Below are 20194 nucleotides of genomic sequence, written 5' to 3' on the forward strand. Positions count from 1 at the left end.
GGATTAGTTGGGATGACGAATACGTGGAGTGGACCCCCGACCCGCGCGAGCTGGCCGATCTCGAACTGCTGCTCTCCGGCGCGTTCGAGCCGCTGACCGGGTTCCTCGGCCACGACGACCTGCACGCCGTGCATGAGCGCGGCACGCTCGCCGACGGCACGTCGTGGCCCGCTCCCGTCACCCTCCATCTACCCGCCGACGTCTCACCCGGCGACGAGGTCACCCTGCTCGATCCCGAAGGGCTGCCGCTGGCCAGGCTGACGGTGAGCGCCCACGAGCCCGACGGGCTGACCTCCGGGCCCGTCCACGGCCTCGGCACGCCCGAGCACGGGCCGTTCGCGCGCCTGCGGCGCCCGCCGGCCGACGTGCGGGCCGAGCTCGGCGGGCGGCCCGCGCTCGCCGTCACCATGCGCGGGCCGCTCGACGACCTCTCCGAGATCATCGCCACCGCGAAAGAGCTCGACGCGGTGATCCTGCTGCTTCCCCTCGCGTACGGCGAGGCGGGCCCCGCCGTCGTACGCGCCGCGCTACGCGCGAGAGACCAGCTACCCGAGGGCACGCTCGTCGTCTCCGTCCCCCTGGCGCCACGCGACGAGCCGGAGATCGACCTGGAGCTGCGCGAGCACGTCGCCGCCGCCTACGGCGCGACCGAGCACCTGGCGGGCCCCGACCCCGTGCACATCCCCGGCCCGCCGCACCGGCGCGGCCTCGTGGTCTTCTTCACCGGGCTGTCCGGCTCCGGCAAGTCCACCATCGCCCGCGGCCTGCGCGACGCGCTGCTGGAGCTCGGCACCCGCACCGTGACCTTCCTCGACGGCGACGTGGTGCGCCACCTGCTGTCCAAGGGCCTGACCTTCTCGAAGACCGACCGCGACCTCAACATCCGCCGCATCGGCTTCGTCGCCGCCGAGGCCGCCCGGCACGGCGGTCTGGCCATCTGCGCGCCCATCGCCCCCTACGCGGCGACCCGCGCGGAGGTGCGCGAGACGGTCGAGTCCATCGGGGCCGACTTCCTGCTCGTACACGTCGCCACGCCGCTGGAGGAGTGCGAGCGCCGCGACCGCAAGGGCCTGTACGCCAAGGCCCGCGCCGGGCTCATCCCCGAGTTCACCGGCATCTCCGACCCGTACGAAGAGCCGGACGACGCCGACCTGACGATCGACACCACGCACATCACGATCGAGGCGGCCGTCTCCCAGGTCCTGGAGACGCTGAGGTCCGGCGGCTGGGTCCGGTGAGCAACGCAGTGAGCGGAGTGGAGGGCCGAGGAACGAGGCACTCCGCGGAGCGAACGAGGAGCTGGTGAGCGACCGATGAGCAGGGAGCGAACCCGACGCAGTGAGCGGAGTGGAGGGCCGAGGAACGAGGCACTCCGCGCAGCGAACGAGGAGCTGGTGAGCGACCGATGAGCACAGATCTGGCGCTGATCGGCGGGTCGTTCCTCGTCGCGATCGTGGTGGGCCTGACCGGCATGGGCGGCGGGGCCCTCATGACGCCCATGATGATGTTGTTCTTCAACGTTCCTCCCCTGGCCGCCGTCTCCAGCGACCTGGTCGCCTCGGCCGTGATGAAGCCGGTCGGCGGCGTGGTGCATCTGCGCACCGGCACGGTCAACCTGCGCCTGGTGGCCTGGTTGTGCGCGGGCTCGGTGCCTGCCGCGTTCTGCGGGGTGTTCCTGGCCCGCGCGTTCGCGGTCACCGACGCGGTCAAGTACGCGCTCGGCATGGCGCTGTTGCTGGCCGTGGCGGGCATGGCGGTCAAGTCGTGGCTCGGCGGGCGGGGTGGATCGTCGAGCGCACATGAGATCGTCGTGCGCCCATTTCCGACCCTACTGGTCGGTATGATAGGCGGGCTGGTCGTCGGCGTCTCGTCCGTCGGCTCGGGATCGCTGATCATCGTGGCCCTGCTCGTGCTCTATCCGGCGCTCAAGGCCAACCAGCTCGTCGGCACGGACCTCGTCCAGGCCGTGCCGCTGGTCGTCTCCGCGGCGCTCGGCCACCTGCTGTTCGGCGACTTCCAGGCGGACCTCACGCTGTCGCTGCTCATCGGCTCGATCCCGGGCGTCTATCTCGGCGCCAGGATCTCCTCGCGCGCACCCGGCGGCCTCATCCGGGCGATGCTGGCGATCGTCCTGCTCGCATCCGCGCTCAAGCTGCTCGACGTGGACGACCTCGTCACCCTCTGCGCCCTCGCCGCCGCCACCGCGGTAACCGTCGTGGGCTGGCGCCTGCGCGCCAGAACCGAGACTCCCCAGCCGCGGGGCGAGAAGGTCGGCACGCGCTAGGGCCGCGGCACCGGGGTGGCACGGAAGTAGGGGTCACGGGCGAGCGCGGTGAACGCGCGGTCGGCCGCCTCGTCGGAGTCGAAGCTGGTGTCACCGCGCGGCGCCTGCGGGGAGTCGAAGTAGATCAGCGCCTTGATCTGGGGATAACGCTTGATCTGGCGGCGTACGGACTCGAAGAAGGCGCGCTTGAACGACCGGTCGAGCGGCCGCGAGAACGCCCCCCACTCGGCCACCATGACCGGCTTGCCGGGGAAGCGGGCCTGCATCCAGCGGTAGAAGCCCGGCCAGTCGGGATATTCCTTGCGGGTCTTGTTGACCAGGCCCTCGAAGTCGTCGACCCGATGGTCGGCATAGGGGTCCATGGCCACCCAGTCGACCACGTCGTCACCCGGATAGAGGTCCTCGAACCAGGGCTTGGCCGCCCAGTTGGGCGCCCCCATGTACGTCATCACCATGACGGCGTTCTTCACGCCCCGCTCCCGCAGCCGCAGCACGATGTGCCGGAACATCGCCGCGTAGTCGGTGGCCTGCATGCCCGAGCCCGACGAGGCGTCCACGTCGTTCTCCGGCTCGTGGTGCACGGTGAGGAAGAACCGCTCGGGGAAGGTGCGCCGGAGGTGGCCGGCCAGCCGGTCGATCCTGGCGTCGAGCGCCCCGTCTGCGATCTCGGCCCAGGTGTGGTCGAACGACGGCTTCCAGTTGATCAGCAGCAGCCTCGGCCTGGCCGGGTCGCGGGCCAACCGGATCTCGGCGTCGCTCGGGAACAACTCGCTGCCCCGGTGGTAGACGTGCAGCACGTCTGCGCCGGCGTCCATGCGCGACTCCGCGCCGCGCAGCGCCTCCTCCACCGGGGCGCCGGTGAAGATCTCGGGCGCGATGCCCCACCAGGCGCCGCACGACGGGATGAGCTTGCTGGTCGCCGTGCACGCGGGCGGGCCCGCGACGTCACGCGCCGGCTCCTCGACCGCGACCGGCGCCCCGGCGTCGGAGTCGGCCACGGTGGAGCAGGCGGCCATCGTCGTGGCCACGGCCAGGATCATGCCGGTGAATGCCGTGTTCGTCGCGCTATGAGAAATGCCCCGTTGCCGCAAAGCCTTCCAACCCCCCTTGTCGAACGACCCTGCCTGTCAAACCTGAACCTTGCCATGACATTCCGCGAACTTCAGCCAGTGTGGAAGTCTCCCCACGTCACCGCGGCCACAATTCGCCCGACTTATCCGTGTATTTCGATATATGAAGGGGCTTCTTTGTGGCCGTACCGGAGAAAATCTTGTGTATTCAGCCGAGGTAAAGGCGGGCGGCCCTATAGTGGGCGCACACCCGGCCGGTGACGCAGAGTCGCTGATCGATGACGACGCGCACATGATCCAGGAGACCCCTCATGAGCCTGCCGCCGGACCCTCAGGTCCCCCGCACCGGCGCCCAGCTGGGTGAGCATCTCGCGCCGCTGCGCCGGCGCTGGGCCGTGCTCGTCGGCTGCGTCGTGGCCGGCGGCGCCGCGGGGCTCGCGCTGCTGTGGTTGACGCCGGCCTCCTACACCGCGACCACGCAGGTGCTCGTCATGCCCGTCGGCACCCAGGAGCCGGGCAACCAGGTGACCAACCGCCAGCGCGAGACGCTCAACCTCGACACCGAGGCCCAGATCGCCCGGTCCACCGTGGTCGCCACGCGGGCCGCCATGGCGCTGCGGGGCGCCGAGCTCGAGGAGGTCGAGATCTCGGTGCCGCCCAACTCCGCGGTGTTGTGGATCGCGGTGACCGCCTCCGAGCCCGCCGCCGCGGCGGCCCAGTCCCACGCCTACGCCGAGGCCTACCTCGCCCACCGCCGCCACAACGCGCTGACCGCGATGGCCGAGCAGCAGCGCACCGTCCTCGCCAAGCTCAAGCACGTCAACTCCGCCGTCGAGCTGACGATCAAGCGGCTGCACACGCTGCCCCGCGGCAGCGCCGAGCACGCGATCGCCGCCCAGCGCCAGAACGTCCTCAACCGGCAGGCCGCCAACCTCGCGCTGAAATACGACGAGCTGCGGACCGTCGCGGTGACCCCCGGCGCGATCATCAGCAAGGCCGAGCCGCCCACCGAGCCCAGCGGCCCCGTCCTGCCGCTCCACCTCGGCACCGGGCTCATGGCCGGGCTGCTCGCCGGCACGGCCGCCGCCCACGCCCGCGACCGGCTCGACACGCGGCTGCGCACGGCCGCCGACATCGAGCGCCTGACCGGCCTGCCCGTTCTCGCCGACCTGTCGAGACCGGGCGAGCACGAGCTGCCCCACGACCTGGCCGGCGCCGTGGTCGCCGCGTGCCCCGGCAACCGGCTCCTGGTCAAGGCGCTGCCCGCGCACCTCTACGTCTCCTCGCCCGCCGAGCCGCTCGCGGTCGGCGCGCCGCTGACGGTGCTCGACGGCTCCGACGTGCGCGACCTGTCCAGGGCGGACGCGGCCCTCCTGCTCGTCGGGCTCCGCCGGGTCACCTCCACCGAGGTCGCGGCCACCGTACGCCGCCTCGCCCGGCACGACGTTCCCGTCATCGGCGCGGTCGCCGCCACCGACGCGGTGCCGTCGTTCGTCCCCTACATCGAGGCGCGCCCGCACACCTCGCTCGGCAAGCTCGTCGCCACCGGCGAACTCCAAGTGAGCGTGCCGGCTGAGGGCACGCGCATGCAGGCGCTGCACCGGACCAGGCGGAGGGGCAAGCCAGCGTGAAAGGCCCCGCGTGGCCCATCGCCGCGCTGCTGGTCGGCTATCCGATCTGGTGGGCGCTCGGGTTCGGCGGCCTGGCGGTGATCGTCCTGGCGGCGCCCATGGTGGTGATCCTCTGGCGGCGCAGGCCGATCAGGGTGCCGCGCGGGTTCGGGCTGTGGCTGCTGCTGCTGGCCGGCTATCTGGTGAGCGGTCTGATGCTGGCGGAGATGCCGCCCGGCACCTACGGCGAGCTCGGGCCCGGCAGGATCATCGGCTACGGCATGCGGCTGGCGCTCTACACGGCGATCCTCATCGTGGTGCTCTACCTCGGCAACCTGACCGAGCGCGAGCTGCCGCAACTGCGCCTGGTGCGGATGATGGGCGCGCTCTTCGTCACCACGGTCGCGGGCGGGCTGCTCGGCGTGCTGTTCCCGTCGTTCCACTTCACCTCGCCGGTGGAGCTGCTGCTGCCCGGCTGGATCGGCGAGAACCCGTTCGTCCAGAACCTCATCCACCCCACCGCCGGCCAGACGCAGAAGGTGCTCGGCTACGCCATGCCCAGGCCCGAGGCGCCCTTCGAATGGGCCAATGCGTGGGGCAGCAACGTGTCGGTGCTGCTCGTCTGGTTCGTGGTCGGCTGGTGGGTGTACGGCGGGCGGCGGCGCAGGGCTCTCGCCGTGGTGCTGATCGCTCTGGCCGCCGTCCCCATCGTGTACTCCCTCAACCGCGGCCTGTGGATCGGTCTCGGCCTGGCCGTGCTCTACCTGATCGTCCGGGTGGGCGGGCGCACGCGCGTCGCGCTCTGCGGGGGCGTGGCCGTGGCGGCGCTGGCGTTCGCGCTCAGCCCGCTCGCCCCGCTGTTCGCGCAGCGGCTGGACAAGCCGCACTCCAACGACATCAGGGCCTTCACCGTGAGCGCGACCCTCGCCGCCGCCACCCACTCGCCGGTCATCGGCTACGGCAACACGCGCAACGCGACCGGCAACCACCGCACGATCACCACGGGCAAGACCCAGTGGTGCACGGGCTGCGGGCACCCGCCGCTGGGCAGCGACGGGCAGCTCTGGCTGCTGATCATGACGCAGGGGTTCACCGGGGCGGCGCTCTACGTGGCGTTCTTCGCGGGCGCCATCCGGCGGCACTGGCGTGACCGCAGCCCCGCCGGGCTGGCCGGGGTGCTCGTCATGGGGCTCGTGCTGCTCTACATGTTCGTCTACGACGGCCTGTTCACGCCGCTCAGCCTGTACCTCATCTCGTTCGCCATCCTGTGGAGGAACGCGTCACCCGCTCCCCGGCATGAGGGCCGGAGTATCCATGGAGGTTTCCGATGACCGACGCCGCCGTCCGCCTCGGCTATCTCGCGGAGACCGTGCGGCTGCTGTATCCCGGGCCGGGCTCGCCCCGCCCCTACACCGTGCTGCCGCACACGGCCCTGCCGCGCCGGCTCGCGCCGCGCCGCTGGTGGCATGTGGGGTCGCGGGTCGTGGTGCCGGTCGAGGGCTCCATCGCGGCGCACCTGAGCGAGGTCTTCGCCCGGCCGGTCGAGACGGTCCTGCACGTACGTCCCGCGCGGCGGGCCAACCGCAAGCCCGTTCTGGAAGTGCGCTCGGGAGCGCGGCGGCTGGCGTTCGTGAAGATCGGCGACAGCCCGCGCGCCCGCGAACTGGTCGCCGCCGAGGCGGCCGCCCTGCACCGGCTGGCCGGGATGTCGCTGGACACGGTGGTCGCGCCCAGGGTGCTGCACCACGGCGGCTGGAAGGGGCTCACGGTGCTGGCGCTCGCCCCGCTGCCGGTCCGGCACGGCCGGGTGAGCGAGCCGCTGCGGCTCGCCGCGGTCAAGGAGATCGCGGCCACCGGAGGGTCGTCGCCGGCCTGGCACGGTGACCTCGCGCCCTGGAACATGTGCCCCTCCCCCGACGGGCGGCTGCTCGTGTGGGACTGGGAGCGCTACGAAGTCGGTGTGCCCTACGGGCTGGACGCCGTGCACCACTTCTTCCAGCGGGCCCTGCGCAGGATGAGCCCGCCGGTCGCGGCGCGGGCCTGCCTGGCACAGTCCGTACGCGTGCTCGCGCCCCTGGGGGTGTCGGCGTCGGTGGCGAGGCAGACCGCCCTGCGTTACCTGATCGCGCTGGCCGACAGGCACGCGGCCGACGGCCACGCCCCGCTCGGGCCTCCCGAGACCTGGCTCTGCCCGGTCGTCGACCACGAGGAGCTGCTCACGTGAAGGCCTTCAAGGCGCCGGTGTTGTCGATGTCCAGGAACACGGGCAGGTTCACGTCGGGCGCCCGGATGTTGCCGTCGTTCCTGATCGCGGGGGCACAGCGGTGCGGCACCACCTCGCTGTACCGCGCCCTGGAACAACACCCGCTGCTGCTCAAGCCGGTGTTGCACAAGGGCGTGCACTACTTCGACGTCGACTATGAGCGGGGAATGTCCTGGTATCAGGGGCATTTCCCGCTGCGGGCCGGCGCGGCGCTGCTCGGCCGCCGGTACGGCGCGCGGGCGCTGGCGTTCGAGTCGTCGCCCTACTACCTGTTCCATCCGCTGGCAGGGGAGCGCATCGCGGCCGACCTGCCCGGCGTGAAGCTCATCGTGCTGGTGCGCGACCCGGTGGAGCGGGCCTGCTCCGCGCACGCCCACGAGCTGGCCAGGGGGTTCGAGACGGAGTCGCACTTCGAGCGCGCGGTCGAGCTGGAGGAACGGCGCCTGGCCGGAGCGGAGGAGCTGCTGCGGAACGAACCCTTCGCGCTCCACCACGCCCATCGCCACCAGGCCTACCTCGCCCGGGGCCGCTACGCCGACCAGCTCGACCGGCTGGAGCCGTTGTTCGGGCGCGAGCGCATCCTGGTGCTCGACAGCCACCTGTTCTTCGCCCGGCCGAGGGCCGTCTATGACCGGGTACTGGACTTCCTGGAGGTGCCCCGGCTGGGCTGTCCGGAGTTCGAGCGGCACAACGGCCGGGCGTTGCCGCGCCGGGTGCCGCCCGATCTGGCGCGGGCGCTGCGGGAGCACTTCGCCCCGCACGACGCCCGGCTGGCCCGGTGGCTGGGCGGTGAGCCGTCGTGGCGCCAGTGACCGGCCCAGTGACCGGCCCGGTGGTCGGCCCGGTGGTCGGCCCGGTGGTCGGCCCGGTGGTCGGCTCGGTGAGGCGGCGGGGGGTCGCCGGGGTCGCGGGGGCCGTCTTCAGCGCGCTCGCGCAGTTCGCCCTGGTCGTGGTGGTGACGAGGGCGTTCACGGCGGCGGAGGCGGGGGCGTTCTTCACGGTGACCGCGCTGGCCCTGATGGCGGCCGGGATCGCCAAGCTGGACGCCGGGAACGGGCTGATCTACTTCATCGCCCGCGCTCGAACCTTCGAGTATCGCGGTATTTCGGGATATATCCGGGCAGCGCTCCTCCCCAGCGTGGTGGCGGCCTGCGCCGCGGGCGCGCTGCTGTATCCGCATCTCGGGTTGCTCGCCGCGGCGATCCCGCTCATCGTGGCGGGCGACGTCCTGCTGGCCGCAACCAGGGGGTTCGGTGCCATGCGGCCCACCGTGGTGCTGGACGGCGTGCTGGTGCCGGGCTGCCAGCTCGCCCTGGTGACCGCCGTGTCGCTGACCGGGGCGGTGTGGTGGCTGCCCGTCGCGTGGGCGGCGCCGTACGCGCTGCTGCCGGTCCTGGCCGCCACCACGTTGCGGGGACGGGCGCCGCACACGCCGTACCTCTCGGGCACGGGCAGGGACCTGTGGCGCCACACCGCGCCCCGCTCGGTCGCGGGGGCGATCCAGGCGGTGTTCCAGCGGGTGGACATCCTGATCGTCGCCGCGCTCGGCGGGCCCGCGCAGGCCGCCGTCTACACGGCCGCCACCCGGTTCAAGGTGGTCGGGCAGCTCGCCAACCAGGGACTGGCGCAGGCCGTACAGGCTCGGCTGGTGAGGGCGCTCGCCGAGGGCGAGCGGGCGCGCGCAGGGGAGCTCTACCAGACCGCCACGGTCTGGCTGGTGCTGATGACCTGGCCGGTCTGGCTGGGGTACGCGGCGCTGGCGCCCTGGCTGCTGCACCTGTTCGGCCCCTCCTACAGCCAGGCGGCGCCGGTGGCGCTCGTCCTGGCGGGGACTATGATGGTGGCCACGGCCTGCGGGATGGTCGACGTGGTGCTGACCGCCGCCGGGCACACCGGCGCGAGCCTGCTCAACCTGCTGGCCGCGATCGCCTGCACCGTGGCCCTCGACCTGGCCCTGATCCCCTCGTACGGGGCTCTCGGAGCGGTCGTCGGCTGGTCGGGCGGCGTCCTGGTGAAGAACCTGCTCCCCTTGTGGCAGCTCCACCGCCGCTACGGCCTACACCCGTTCGGGCGCCACACCCTGGCGGCGCTGCGCCTGCGCACGCGGGCCGCCGCGTGACCCGGGCACCCGTGCTGGTGACCGGCCTGCCGAGAAGCGGCACGAGCTGGACCGGCAAGATGCTCGCCGCCGGCGGCGACCTCGTCTACGTCAACGAGCCGCTCAATCCGCAACACCCGCCAGGACGCTGCCCGGGAGTGCTCAGGGCCGAGGTGACCCACCGGTTCCAGTACATCTGCGACGACAACGCCGCCACCTGGCTGCCCGCCTTCCGCGACACGGTCGCCCTGCGCTACCGCTGGCTGTCCGAGGTGCGGGCCAACCACTCGCCGTACGACCTGGCCCGCCTCGTCCGTTACGGCACCGCGTTCACGCTCGGCCGGCTGGCGGGCCGGCGGGCGCTGCTCGACGACCCGTTCGCCGTGCTGAGCGCCGGCTGGTTCGCCCGCCGCCTGGGGTGCCGGGTGATCGCGCTGGTGCGCGATCCGGTGTCGTTCGTGGCGAGCTGGCAGCGGCTGGGGTGGACCGTCCACTTCCACGAGTTGCTGGAGCAGCCGCTGCTCGTACGTGACCACCCCGGCCTGCTGGAGTTGCGCGCCCTGGTCGGCTCGCAGGACCGCATCGCCAAGGCCGCCGCGCTGTGGCGGGCGACCCGCTCGATCCTGGCCCGCACGCCGGGCATCCTCATCACGTCGTACGAATCCCTGGCCGCCGACCCGCTCCCCCGCTTCCGCGACCTGTACGACCACGCCGGCCTGTCCTGGACGCCCGCCGCCGAACGCCGCATCCTGCGAGCCTGCACCGGCCCTTCAGCGCCTGGGAGGGGGTTCGCCTGGTCGGGCCTGTCACGCACGGCGTACCGGCCCATGGACTCCCGCCAGGCCCTGCGCGATGCGGCCCGCGGCCTCACCCCCGAGGACGCCGCACGCGTACGAGCCCTCACCGCCGCCTGACCCGGCCAACCGGCGCTCATCCCGTCGGAGTCAGCCGCTCTGCCGGATCGCCGGACGTGACCGGGCGCCGGACCTGACCCGTGCGATGAGCGAGCCGCCCAGCAGCCGGGCCGCGAACGGCAGGTCGTCGACCAGGTAGCGGCGCGCCAGCCGGCCGGGCTCGACGGCCAGCCGGAACGCCCATTCCAGCCCGGCCCGCCGCATCCACTCCGGAGCCCTGGCGACCGTCCCCGCGGCGAATCCGATCGCCGCGCCACACCCCAGGAACCACGTCCCCGGCAGCTCGTGCCGCAGGTCGGCGATGAGCCGGTCCTGTCTCGGGAATCCCAGCCCGGCGAACACGAGCCGTGGCCGTGCGGCGACCACCCTCCGCAGGACGCTCTGCCTGCCCTCGGTGGTCGCGTCGAAGCCGTACGGCGGACCGTGGGCGCCGCATACCCGCAGTCGCGGAAAGCGGCTCGTGAGCTCGGCCGCGGCCTTGCGTGCGACGCCGGGCGGGCCGCCGAGCAGGTAGACGGGCCAGCCGTGACGGGCGGCGGAGCGGCTGAGCGACCAGATGAGATCGGCTCCCGTGACGCGCTGGGGCAGCGGGGTGCCCTGCAGCCTGGCCGCCCACACCAGCGGCATGCCGTCGGCCACGACGAGCTCCGCCGAGCACACCAGGTCGTTCAGGGCGGGATCGGCGACGGCGGCTCTGCAGATGTCGACGTTCGGGGTGACGATCCGGCCGCCCCTTCCCGACTCCAGCTCGCCTGCCACCCATGCGACCACGTCGTCCTCGGTGAGCGCGTCCACCTCGACCCCGCCCACCCGTACCCGCGCCGCCCGCCGCGCTCCCAGGCCGAGGACCTCCGCTCCGGGCGCCACGGACGGCACCGGCCCCGCACAGAGCGGTGCCGCGCGAACGGGAACCACCCGCCCGGAGGAGGCTAAGGGCCCGGCGGGACGCTCTTGGGACATGGCGCCCGAGGCTGTGGCGTGTAGCGGGGTGGTGGGCGGAGTCAAATGCCGTGCCCCCTGTGGTGGAGCGTTGTGAGGACGGTGGGCGCGGAGACGAGACCGGCCGCCACGGCGAGCGCGATCGCCGCGCGCGGCTCGCCCAGCCGGGCCGCGAACGTGCGCAGCGCCCAGCGGGCGGCCTCGCGGCGGTGCCCGAGCGCGGCGTGGCTGAAGGCGAGCTGGCCGTAGATCCGCGCCGCGCCCCGGGGATCCCCGGCGAGCTCGGGGTGGCGGGCGAGCATCCAGTCGAGCCCGGCGATGCGGTCGGCCCAGCGCGTGGCGTAGTGGGATCCGCCCCATCGCACCCGGACCAGCGGACGGTCGACCTGCACGATCGGCCGGCGCCTGGCGGCGCGCAGGGCGAGGTCCCAGTCTTCGTTCTGCCCGGCGGGGGCGCTCTCGTCCACCCACAACGAGCCGCGCTCGAACAGGAACGTCGACGAGTGCACCATCACCATCCGCGAACGGACCAGGTCGCCGGCCGTCACCGTCGAGGCGCCGGCGAGGCGGATCACGCGACGGCCGGCGTATTCGACCTCGATGCCGCAGCTGGCGAACTCGCCGCCGTCGCGCAGCGCCCGCACCTGCGCGGCGAGCTTGCCGGGCAGCCACACGTCGTCGTCGTCGCAGAACGCGACGAGGTCGGTGTCGCACGCCGCGATCCCGGTGTTCCGTGCCCCTGGGAGCCCGGGGGTGAGCAGGTTGGGCATGACCCGCAGCCGTGCGGGCCGGTCAGGAGAGGCCACGTCGGCCACCTGCTCGGCGACGTCGCGGGCCGCGGCGGCCGGCTCGGCGTCAGGGGTGTCGGCCACCACGACCACGCGGAGCCCGCCGGGATGGTCCTGGGCGAGGACCGCTGCCACGGCCTCGCGCAGCTGGGCGGGGCGGTTGCCGCGGGTCGGGATCACCACGCCGACGGATGGGGTCATGCCGCGCTCCGATAGCCGTACCGGGCCCTGAGCGGCCAGGTGAGCAGGTCGACTGCGCGCCGGTCGCGGCCCGCCAGCCCTGACACCCAGGCGTCGTCCCGCCGGAGCTCCACCCGCCCCACGCGGAAGCGCATCGGGTTGCCGGAGGCCGTGTGGGAGGGGCCGAGCCAGGCGGTCGAGCCGTCGATGAACGGCAGGTCCGCCGCGGCCAGGCCGAGGCCGTGGGCCAGGCGGGTGAGCGTGGCCACGGGCGCGGCCACGAGGTCTTCGTAGCGGACGCGGATCACCCGCGCCCCGCGCCCGGCGAGCAGCTCGAGCGCGGCGTTCTGGGCCGTCCAGTGGACGGCCGCTCTGGCGGGGCCCCAGCGGGTCATGGGACGCCCGTCCTCGGGGCGCTCGACGGTCCTGCCCCAGGAGTGGGCGACGGCGCGCGGGTCTCGGACCACGTGGACGATCGACACGTCCACGCCCGCGGCGACCAGGCAGCAGGCCAGGGACGCGTGCTTGCTGGAGTCGATCACGACAGGCGCGCCCGCGGCGGAGTAGAGCGTCTGGTACGCCCGCGCGTATTCGGCCAGGTCGGGATGCGCGATGCGGGGGATCCTGCGGGTGCGGTCGACCCGGCGCCGCAACGTCAGGACCCTTCCGGCCACTGACGTGGTCCAGCCACCGAACGCCCGCTCACCGACCGCACGCCAGAAGGCGCAGGCCGGGAAGGCCGCACCGCACCCGCAGAGCTCCTGCGCGAGGACGCCCCTCTCCCAGAGGTGCACCACCTCTCCCAGCGCCACCACGCCGGGCAGCTCGCCCAGCAGCCTTTCCAGCAGCGTGGTGCCGCTGCGGCCGAGGCCTCCCAGGTAGATGACCCGGGTGGGTGGGTGGTCGGTCACGGAAAAGGGCCTTCGCGTCGCCAACACGGAACGCGAAGACCCTAGCGCGGAGCGTAATCAGATGGTCACGGATTCGCCAAAAGATCTACCTCAGTGCGCGTCCATGACCATGCCGGCGGCGACCGTGCCGTTCGTGGCCTCGTCTACGAGGATGAAGCCGCCGGTCATCCGGTTGCGGGAGTAGTCGTCCACGAACAGCGGCTGGGTGACCCGCAGCGACACCCGCCCGATCTCGTTGAGTCCGAGCGACGTGGCCTCTTCGTCCCGGTGCAGCGTGTTGACGTCGAGCCGGTAGTGCAGGTCGCGCACCAGGGCGCGCGCCGTACGGGTGGTGTGCTTGATCGTCAGCTTGGTGCGGGGCGTCAGCTTGATGCCGTCGGCCATCCAGCAGATCATCGCCTCCAGCTCCTGCGCGACGTGCGGCTGGTTGTTGGGCCTGGCGATCATGTCGCCGCGCGAGATGTCGAGGTCGTCCTCGAAGCGCAGCGTCACCGACATGGGCGAGAACGCCTCCTCCACCGGACCGTCGAACGTGTCGATCGACGCGATCCGCGTGGTGAGCCCCGAGGGCAGGTGCATCACCTCGTCGCCCGGCTTGAGCACCCCGCCCGCCACCTGGCCGGCGTAGCCGCGGTAGTCGTGGAAGGCGTGGTCGGTGGCCCGCTGCGGGCGGATCACGTACTGGACGGGGAAGCGCACGTCGGTCAGGTTGCGGTCGGAGGCGATGTGCACGTTCTCCAGGTGGTGCAGCAGCGACGTGCCGAGATACCAGGGCATGTTCTCCGAGCGGGAGACCACGTTGTCGCCGTTGAGCGCGGAGATCGGGATGAAGGTGAGGTCGCCGACGTTCAGCTTGGACGCGAACGAGGTGAATTCCTCCCTGATCTCCTCGAACCGCTCCTGCGAGTAGTCGACCAGGTCCATCTTGTTGACGGCGAGCACCAGGTGCGGCACGCGCAGCAGCGAGGCCAGGAACGCGTGGCGCCGCGACTGCTCCAGCACCCCCTTGCGGGCGTCGATGAGGATGATCGCCAGGTCTGCTGTGGAGGCGCCGGTGACCATGTTGCGGGTGTACTGGATGTGGCCGGGCGTGTCGGCGATGATGAACTTGCGGCGCGGTGTCGCGAAATAGCGATAGGCCACGTCGATCGTGATGCCCTGCTCGCGCTCGGCCCGCAGCCCGTCGGTCAGCAGCGACAGGTCGGTGTATTCGGTGCCGCGGTCACGCGAGGTGCGCTCGACGGCCTCGAGCTGGTCCTCGAAGATCGCCTTGGAGTCGTAGAGCAACCGTCCGATGAGGGTGGACTTGCCGTCGTCGACGCTCCCCGCAGTGGCAAAGCGAAGAATGTCCATCAGAAGTAGCCCTCTCTCTTCCTGTCCTCCATGGCGGCCTCGGACGCCCGGTCGTCGGCCCTGGTGGCGCCGCGCTCGGTGATCCGGGTGGCCGCGATCTCCTCGATGATCTCCTCGACCGTGGTGGCCGGGGACTGCACGGCGCCCGTGCAGGTCATGTCGCCCACGGTGCGGTAGCGCACCACCGCTTCGTACAGCGGCTCGTCGTCGCCGCGCTGGACGACGTCGGCGTCGGGCAGCAGCATGCCGTCGCGCTCGAACACCTTGCGGGTGTGGGCGAAGTAGATGGAGGGAATCTCGATGCCCTCGCGCCTGATGTAGTCCCAGACGTCGAGCTCGGTCCAGTTGGACAGCGGGAAGACACGGATGTGCTCGCCCTTGCGGATGCGGGCGTTGTAGAGGTTCCACAGCTCGGGGCGCTGGTTCTTCGGATCCCACTGGCCGAAGTCGTCGCGGAAGGAGAACACCCGCTCCTTGGCCCTGGCCTTCTCCTCGTCGCGCCTGGCTCCGCCGAACACGGCGTCGAACTCGTGCGCCTCGATCGCGTCGAGCAGCGTGGTGGTCTGCAGGCGGTTGCGCGAGGCGCGCCGGCCCGTCTGCTCGACGACCCTGCCCTGGTCGATCGACTCCTGCACGCTGGCCACGATCAGGCGCGCGCCGAGCTCGGCGGTGCGGCGGTCACGGAACTCGATGACCTCGTCGAAGTTGTGGCCGGTGTCGACGTGCATGAGCGGGAACGGGATGGGCGCGGGCCAGAACGCCTTCTCCGCGATGCGGAGCATGACGATCGAGTCCTTGCCTCCGGAGAAGAGCAGACAGGGGCGCTCGAACTCGGCGGCCACCTCACGCATGATGTGAATGGCCTCTGCCTCGAGCACGTCGAGCTGCGACGTCGTGTAGTCGCGCTGGAGCATGGAAGCTTCCTCCGGAGGTCAGCGGTGCAGGTCCCGGATCCCGGCCAGCAGGGATGCCGCCAGATCGGGTAGGGAAACCAGGATATCGGGTAGGGACGGGTCGGCTTGGTTGTAGATCAGCTCGGAGCCGTCGATGCGGCTCGCGTGAACCCCTGCGGCCAGGGCGACGGCGACCGGCGCGGCGGAATCCCACTCGTACTGGCCCCCGGCGTGTACGTACGCCTCGACCTCGCCGGTGAGCACCGCCGAGATCTTCGCCCCCGCCGATCCGATCGGCACGAGATCGGCGCCGACCAGGTAGGCCAGCTTCTGGACGAACTCGGGCGGCCGGGTGCGGCTCACCGCGATGCGGAAACGCCCCTTCTCGTGTGCGGGAGGCTTGGGCGGGTCGGCGGTCGTCAGCGTACGGCCCTGGGCGGGCAGCGCCACGGCGCCCGCGGTCAGCCTGCCGCGCTCCCACAACGCCACGTGCACAGCCCAGTCCGACCGGCCCTCCGCACCCATGGTCGCGCTCCCCACGGCCCCTTCGTGGTCACGCGAGCTGCCGCCTCCGGGGCCTGCTCGCCGCTCAGTGCCCATGGTCGCGCTCCCCACGGCCCCTTCGTGGTCACGCAAGCTGCCGCCTCCGGGGCCTGCTCGCCGCTCCGAGAACTCGCGGGTGCCGTCCAGAGGATCGACGATCCACACCCGGTCGGCGGTGAGGCGGCGCGGGTCGAGGCGCTCCTCGCGAGTGGCCTCCTCCGACAGCACGCAGTCGCTCGGCCGCAGCCTGGCCAGCGACTCCATGAGCAGGACGTGGGCGGCGCGATCGCCCTCGGCCCGCAGCGCGGCGGGGTCGTCGAACCCGGTGCGCTCGCGGACCCCCAGCAGCCGTTCGCCGGCCTCGGTGGCCAGGTCAGCGGCGAGGGCGTGATCGTCGCGAATCGTCATCAATAAGCTCCTTGCCCGCGGGCGACGGCCGACCAAGTCTTCCACAGGATCTGGAGGTCCAGAGTGAGGGACCAGTTCTCGACGTAACGCAGGTCTAGACGGACGGATTCCTCCCACGATAGGTCAGATCTACCGTTGACCTGCCACAGCCCGGTCAGCCCAGGGCGTACGAGGAGTCTTCTGCGCACGTCGTCACCGTAGCGCGCCACCTCCTCGGGCAGCGGCGGGCGGGGGCCGACGAGCGACATGTGACCGCGTACGACGTTGATGAGCTGGGGCAGCTCGTCGAGCGAGTGGCGGCGCATCAGCGCCCCGAGCGGCGTGACCCGCGGATCGTTGCGCATCTTGAACAGCAGCCCGTCGCGGTCGCTGACCAGTGTGATCTTCTGCCGTTCCGCGCCGCGCCGCATGGTGCGGAACTTCACGATGGTGAACACCTTCCCGCCCTTGCCGACCCGGGTCTGCCGGAACAGCGCGGGCCCCGGGCTCGTCACGCGGACGGCGATCGCCAGCACCACCAGCACGGGCGCCAGCAGCACGAGCAGGGCGGCCGCGACCAGCCGGTCGAAGACGTTCTTGACCAGTTGCCTGGCCCCGGTGAGCTCGGGATGCTCCACGTGCAGCAGCGGCAGCCCGGCGACGGGCCTGATCGTGGTGCGCGGGCCGGCGACGTCCATCAGCGCGGGGGCCACCACGAGCTCGGTGTGGGTGCGCTCCAGCCGCCAGGCCAGCCGGCGCAGCGCCTGGCCGTCCATCTCGGGGCAGGCCAGGACGGCCACGGTGTCGGCGGTGTACTGGCCGACCGCGATCGGCACGTCGCTGAGGTCGCCGGCGACCGGCACCTCGCCCACGTTGTCGCCGGCACGTCCGCCGGGCAGGCAGGCCGCCACGACGTCCATGCCGTGATGGCGTTCCCTGCGGAAGAGCCGCACCAGTTCGGCGATCGCGACAGGGTGGCCGACCGCGACCACCCGGCGCATGCACCCGCCCGCCGCCCTGCGCCGGTGCAGCGAGCGCCGCAGGCCGTAGCGGAGCACCAGCGTGAAGAGGGTGACCAGGGGCAGTGCCAGCACGACGTAGCCGCGGGCGACGTCGGTCTTGGTCACGTAGGAGCCGATGGCGGTGCCCGCGGTCAGCGCCACGCCCGCCTGCAGGATCCTGCGGAACTCCTCGGAGCCGACGCCCAGCATGCGCGGCTCGTAGGCCCTGTTGAGCGCCACCGCGCAGCACCACACCACCGGCAGGGCCATGCTGACCAGGAGGTACGGCAGCACGTAGGGGGTGAGCCCGCCGAACCTGATCGTGAAGGCGATCGTGGCCGCGGCGCCCGCCCCGCACAGGTCGGCCAGCACGGCCCGCACCTGGTAGGAGCGCACCCAGGAGGGCACGCGCGGCCCGACCCCCCAGGAGACGGCATGACCGTTTCCGGCGACGGCCATGAGCCCTTCACCGCGCACACGCGCCTCCCCGGTGACCATTCCCGTACGGACAGTCACAGATCGTAGCGGCGGGGAAGCTGGAGGAACCGGCGAACGGCTCTATGCGGCGATCAGCGAGGTGGGCCGGAAATGTGCAGATCAGCCCGATGGAAATCGTTCTGGGTGGCCTCGAGGCCTCGGGCCATCAACGACTCCACCACGTCGGCCGCCCGGTCGACGAGGAAGGGCAGGTCTTTACGATCGGCGGTGGCGAAGTCTCTGAGCACGTAGGAGGCAGGGTCCATGCGGCCGGGCGGGCGTCCGATGCCGAACCGCACCCGCAGGTAGTCGCGGGTGCCGAGGACCTTGGTGATCGACTTGAGGCCGTTGTGGCCGTTGTCGCCGCCGCCGAGCTTCGCCCGCAGCGCGCCGTAGGGGACGTCGAGCTCGTCGTGGACGACGATCAGCCGGTCGACGCCGATCTTGTAGAAGTCGGAGAGCGCCTTGACGGGCCCGCCGGAGAGGTTCATGTAGGTCAAGGGCTTGGCGAGGACGGCCTCGCGGGTCTCGCAGACCTCGGCCCGGCTCTTGTGCGCCTTGAACCGCCCGCCGGCCCTGGCGGCCAGCTCGTCGAGCACCATGAAGCCCGCATTGTGCCGGTTGCCCGCGTATTCGGGCCCTGGATTGCCCAGCCCGGCGATCAGCCAGCGATCCATGTGATCCCCTCATAGCGCAACGGAGCGGCTCGTGCGAAGCCGCCCCGTTGCCCGGATGACCGTTATTCGGCGGAGGCCTCGGCGCCCTCGGGAGCCTCGGCGACCTCGCCCTCGGCCTCGGCGCCCTCCTCCGCAGCCTCGACCGGCTTGTTGATGACGTGGAGGACCACGACGTCGGCGTCGGCGGACAGCGTGGTGCCCTGCGGCAGCGGGAGGTCGGCGGCGGTGATCACCTTGCCCACCTCCAGGCCCTCGACGTCGACCTCGACACCGGTCGGGATGTGGGTGGCCTCGGCCTCGACGGCGATGGAGACGAGCTGCTGGTCGAGCAGGCCGTCGGGGTGGACGTCGCCGACGGCGGTGACCGGGATCTCGACGGTGACCTTCTCGCCCTTCTTGACCAGGAGCAGGTCGACGTGCTCGACGAAGCCCTTGATCGGGTCGCGCTGCACGCCCTTGGGCAGCGCCAGCTCGTCGATGCCCTCACCCTCGAGGCGGATCAGCACGTTGGCCGTGCGGAGCGCGAGCAGCACCTCGTGGCCGGGCAGGGTCAGGTGCTTGGGGTCGGTGCCGTGCCCGTAGAGAACGGCGGGCACCTTGTCCGCGCGACGGATCTTGCGGGCGGCGCCCTTGCCGAACGCGGTGCGCTGCTCGGCGGCGATACGTACTTCAGCCACGACATCTCCTAGGGATGCTTCATCGGATCGGTGAGCGCTCCCCCTCACCCGCCCTAGCGGAAGGCGTTACGAGCGCAACCCTCATAGTCTACCGGCCGGCCGGCCTCCGGCTGACCAGCCTTCATCCGTCCCGCTCGATCACGTGTCACCCTCGAACAGGCTCGTGACGGAGCCGTCCTTGAAGATCTCGGTGATGGCGCGCGCGATGAGCGGCGCAATCGTCAGGACGGTCAGCTTGTCGAACCTGTTGGCCGCCGACAGCGGCAGGGTGTTGGTGACGATCACCTCGCTGATGCGGGAGTTCTTCAGCCGGTCGACCGCCGGCTCGGAGAAGACCGCGTGGGTGGCGGCGGCGATGACGTTGGTGGCGCCCTGCTCGTAGAGGGCGTCGGCGGCCTTGCAGATCGTGCCCGCGGTGTCGATCATGTCGTCGATCAGCACACAGGTGCGGCCGCGTACGGTGCCGACGACTTCGTTGACCTTGACCGAGTTGGCCACGTCGAGGTCGCGCCGCTTGTGGATGAACGCCAGCGGCGTGCCGAGCGTGTCGGCCCAGCGCTCCGACAGGCGGACCCGGCCGGTGTCGGGCGAGACGATGGTGGTGTTGGCCAGGTCGAGTTTGTTCTTCAGGTAGTTTTCCAGCACCGGCATGGCGAACAGGTGGTCGACCGGGCCGTCGAAGAAGCCCTGGATCTGCGAGGTGTGCAGGTCGATCGACATGAGGCGGTCGGCGCCGGCGGTCTTGAACAGGTCGGCCATCAGCCTGGCCGTGATGGGCTCGCGGCCGCGGCCCTTCTTGTCCTGGCGTGCGTAGCCGAAGAACGGCATGACCACGGTGATGCGCTTGGCGGAGGCCCGCTTCAGCGCGTCGACCATGATGAGCTGTTCCATGATCCACTGATTGATGGGCCCGGTGTGGCTCTGGATGACGAAGGCGTCGCAGCCGCGTACGGACTCGAGGTAGCGGGCGTAGATCTCGCCGTTGGCGAAGTCGATGAGTTTGGTGGGCGTGAGGGAGACGCCGACGTGCTCGGCCACCTCTTCGGCCAGTTCGGGGTAGGCCCGGCCGGAGAAGAGCATGAGATTCTTCTCGCCCGGCTGCTTGATGCTGGTCATGAGACCCCCTTCG

19 protein-coding genes are annotated in these 20194 nt (G+C 71.6%); 8 read left to right on the forward strand and 11 right to left on the reverse strand.

The genetic code is table 11. From position 1 onward, the window contains the following. The first annotated feature begins 23 nt into the window (after nucleotides 1-23). Nucleotides 24-1238, forward strand: a complete 1215-nt coding sequence (gene cysC / locus ACZ6SA_RS21420; RefSeq protein ID WP_465829782.1) for an adenylyl-sulfate kinase — start codon at nucleotides 24-26, stop codon at nucleotides 1236-1238. Nucleotides 1239-1405: 167 nt separating this feature from the next. Next, a complete protein-coding gene (locus ACZ6SA_RS21425) occupies nucleotides 1406-2284 on the forward strand; it encodes a sulfite exporter TauE/SafE family protein (protein WP_465829784.1) in 879 nt (292 codons plus the stop codon). Here the strand turns inward: ACZ6SA_RS21425 and ACZ6SA_RS21430 are convergent. After that, nucleotides 2281-3312: a glycoside hydrolase family 26 protein gene (locus tag ACZ6SA_RS21430; RefSeq protein ID WP_465829786.1), complete on the reverse strand. Its 1032-nt coding sequence runs from the start codon at nucleotides 3310-3312 to the stop codon at nucleotides 2281-2283. The genes ACZ6SA_RS21425 and ACZ6SA_RS21430 overlap by 4 nt on opposite strands. A 353-nt stretch (nucleotides 3313-3665) precedes the next feature. On the opposite strand from ACZ6SA_RS21430, the gene ACZ6SA_RS21435 reads away from it, so the two are divergent. The 6 genes from ACZ6SA_RS21435 to ACZ6SA_RS21460 are packed head-to-tail and all read left to right on the forward strand — an operon-like array spanning nucleotide 3666 to nucleotide 10239. Continuing rightward, nucleotides 3666-4985, forward strand: a complete 1320-nt coding sequence (locus tag ACZ6SA_RS21435; protein WP_465829788.1) for a Wzz/FepE/Etk N-terminal domain-containing protein — start codon at nucleotides 3666-3668, stop codon at nucleotides 4983-4985. Next, nucleotides 4982-6295, forward strand: coding sequence for a hypothetical protein (locus tag ACZ6SA_RS21440; RefSeq protein ID WP_465829790.1), 1314 nt, complete (start codon nucleotides 4982-4984; stop codon nucleotides 6293-6295). The genes ACZ6SA_RS21435 and ACZ6SA_RS21440 overlap by 4 nt, the downstream gene beginning before the upstream one ends. Next, a complete protein-coding gene (locus tag ACZ6SA_RS21445) occupies nucleotides 6292-7188 on the forward strand; it encodes a hypothetical protein (RefSeq protein ID WP_347646228.1) in 897 nt (298 codons plus the stop codon). Before ACZ6SA_RS21440 ends, ACZ6SA_RS21445 begins: the two co-directional genes overlap by 4 nt. Next, complete coding sequence (locus ACZ6SA_RS21450) at nucleotides 7185-8039, forward strand: sulfotransferase domain-containing protein (protein ID WP_465829793.1); 855 nt, start codon at nucleotides 7185-7187, stop codon at nucleotides 8037-8039. Before ACZ6SA_RS21445 ends, ACZ6SA_RS21450 begins: the two co-directional genes overlap by 4 nt. Further along, entirely contained in the window at nucleotides 8036-9346 is a 1311-nt protein-coding gene (locus tag ACZ6SA_RS21455; RefSeq protein WP_465829795.1) for a lipopolysaccharide biosynthesis protein, read from the forward strand. The genes ACZ6SA_RS21450 and ACZ6SA_RS21455 overlap by 4 nt, the downstream gene beginning before the upstream one ends. After that, on the forward strand, nucleotides 9343-10239 hold the full coding sequence (locus ACZ6SA_RS21460; protein WP_465829797.1) for a sulfotransferase: 897 nt from the start codon (nucleotides 9343-9345) through the stop codon (nucleotides 10237-10239). The genes ACZ6SA_RS21455 and ACZ6SA_RS21460 overlap by 4 nt, the downstream gene beginning before the upstream one ends. Before the next feature lie 30 nt (nucleotides 10240-10269). Here the strand turns inward: ACZ6SA_RS21460 and ACZ6SA_RS21465 are convergent, their stop codons facing one another. The 10 genes from ACZ6SA_RS21465 to ACZ6SA_RS21510 all read right to left on the reverse strand — a co-directional run bounded on the left by ACZ6SA_RS21465 (nucleotide 10270) and on the right by ACZ6SA_RS21510 (nucleotide 20181). Beyond that, nucleotides 10270-11106, reverse strand: coding sequence for a WecB/TagA/CpsF family glycosyltransferase (locus ACZ6SA_RS21465; RefSeq protein WP_465829799.1), 837 nt, complete (start codon nucleotides 11104-11106; stop codon nucleotides 10270-10272). A 134-nt stretch (nucleotides 11107-11240) separates the two neighbouring features. Next, nucleotides 11241-12167: a glycosyltransferase family 2 protein gene (locus ACZ6SA_RS21470; protein ID WP_465829801.1), complete on the reverse strand. Its 927-nt coding sequence runs from the start codon at nucleotides 12165-12167 to the stop codon at nucleotides 11241-11243. Continuing rightward, nucleotides 12164-13057 (reverse strand): sulfotransferase family protein, encoded by an 894-nt coding sequence (locus tag ACZ6SA_RS21475; protein ID WP_465829803.1) that lies wholly within the window; start codon nucleotides 13055-13057, stop codon nucleotides 12164-12166. The genes ACZ6SA_RS21470 and ACZ6SA_RS21475 overlap by 4 nt, the downstream gene beginning before the upstream one ends. A 90-nt stretch (nucleotides 13058-13147) precedes the next feature. After that, on the reverse strand, nucleotides 13148-14410 hold the full coding sequence (gene cysN, locus ACZ6SA_RS21480; protein ID WP_347624137.1) for a sulfate adenylyltransferase subunit CysN: 1263 nt from the start codon (nucleotides 14408-14410) through the stop codon (nucleotides 13148-13150). Then, nucleotides 14410-15324, reverse strand: coding sequence for a sulfate adenylyltransferase subunit CysD (gene cysD / locus ACZ6SA_RS21485; RefSeq protein ID WP_347646222.1), 915 nt, complete (start codon nucleotides 15322-15324; stop codon nucleotides 14410-14412). Before cysD ends, cysN begins: the two co-directional genes overlap by 1 nt. 18 nt (nucleotides 15325-15342) lie before the next feature. Further along, nucleotides 15343-16254, reverse strand: a complete 912-nt coding sequence (locus tag ACZ6SA_RS21490) for a 3'(2'),5'-bisphosphate nucleotidase CysQ (RefSeq protein WP_465829806.1) — start codon at nucleotides 16252-16254, stop codon at nucleotides 15343-15345. After that, the gene (locus ACZ6SA_RS21495; protein WP_347646456.1) at nucleotides 16254-17693 is read right to left on the reverse strand and encodes a sugar transferase; all 1440 of its coding nucleotides are present in this window, start codon (nucleotides 17691-17693) and stop codon (nucleotides 16254-16256) included. The genes ACZ6SA_RS21490 and ACZ6SA_RS21495 overlap by 1 nt, the downstream gene beginning before the upstream one ends. Before the next feature lie 110 nt (nucleotides 17694-17803). Then, nucleotides 17804-18388, reverse strand: a complete 585-nt coding sequence (gene pth, locus ACZ6SA_RS21500; RefSeq protein ID WP_465829808.1) for an aminoacyl-tRNA hydrolase — start codon at nucleotides 18386-18388, stop codon at nucleotides 17804-17806. Nucleotides 18389-18450: 62 nt separating this feature from the next. After that, on the reverse strand, nucleotides 18451-19065 hold the full coding sequence (locus ACZ6SA_RS21505; RefSeq protein ID WP_465829810.1) for a 50S ribosomal protein L25/general stress protein Ctc: 615 nt from the start codon (nucleotides 19063-19065) through the stop codon (nucleotides 18451-18453). 138 nt (nucleotides 19066-19203) lie between these two features. Continuing rightward, nucleotides 19204-20181: a ribose-phosphate diphosphokinase gene (locus ACZ6SA_RS21510; RefSeq protein ID WP_347646218.1), complete on the reverse strand. Its 978-nt coding sequence runs from the start codon at nucleotides 20179-20181 to the stop codon at nucleotides 19204-19206. Nucleotides 20182-20194: the final 13 nt, after the last annotated feature.

This window comes from Nonomuraea sp. NPDC049378, from assembly GCF_055586745.1.

Bases quoted from the DNA above. Each gene is read 5' to 3' on its own strand.
- ACZ6SA_RS21490 (WP_465829806.1), bottom strand. From the start codon at position 16,254: ATGACGATTCGCGACGATCACGCCCTCGCCGCTGACCTGGCCACCGAG.
- ACZ6SA_RS21495 (WP_347646456.1), bottom strand. From the start codon at position 17,693: ATGGCCGTCGCCGGAAACGGTCATGCCGTCTCCTGGGGGGTCGGGCCG.
- cysD (WP_347646222.1), bottom strand. From the start codon at position 15,324: ATGCTCCAGCGCGACTACACGACGTCGCAGCTCGACGTGCTCGAGGCA.
- ACZ6SA_RS21445 (WP_347646228.1), top strand. From the start codon at position 6,292: ATGACCGACGCCGCCGTCCGCCTCGGCTATCTCGCGGAGACCGTGCGG.
- cysN (WP_347624137.1), bottom strand. From the start codon at position 14,410: ATGGACATTCTTCGCTTTGCCACTGCGGGGAGCGTCGACGACGGCAAG.
- ACZ6SA_RS21470 (WP_465829801.1), bottom strand. From the start codon at position 12,167: ATGACCCCATCCGTCGGCGTGGTGATCCCGACCCGCGGCAACCGCCCC.
- ACZ6SA_RS21425 (WP_465829784.1), top strand. From the start codon at position 1,406: ATGAGCACAGATCTGGCGCTGATCGGCGGGTCGTTCCTCGTCGCGATC.
- ACZ6SA_RS21435 (WP_465829788.1), top strand. From the start codon at position 3,666: ATGAGCCTGCCGCCGGACCCTCAGGTCCCCCGCACCGGCGCCCAGCTG.
- pth (WP_465829808.1), bottom strand. From the start codon at position 18,388: ATGGATCGCTGGCTGATCGCCGGGCTGGGCAATCCAGGGCCCGAATAC.
- ACZ6SA_RS21510 (WP_347646218.1), bottom strand. From the start codon at position 20,181: ATGACCAGCATCAAGCAGCCGGGCGAGAAGAATCTCATGCTCTTCTCC.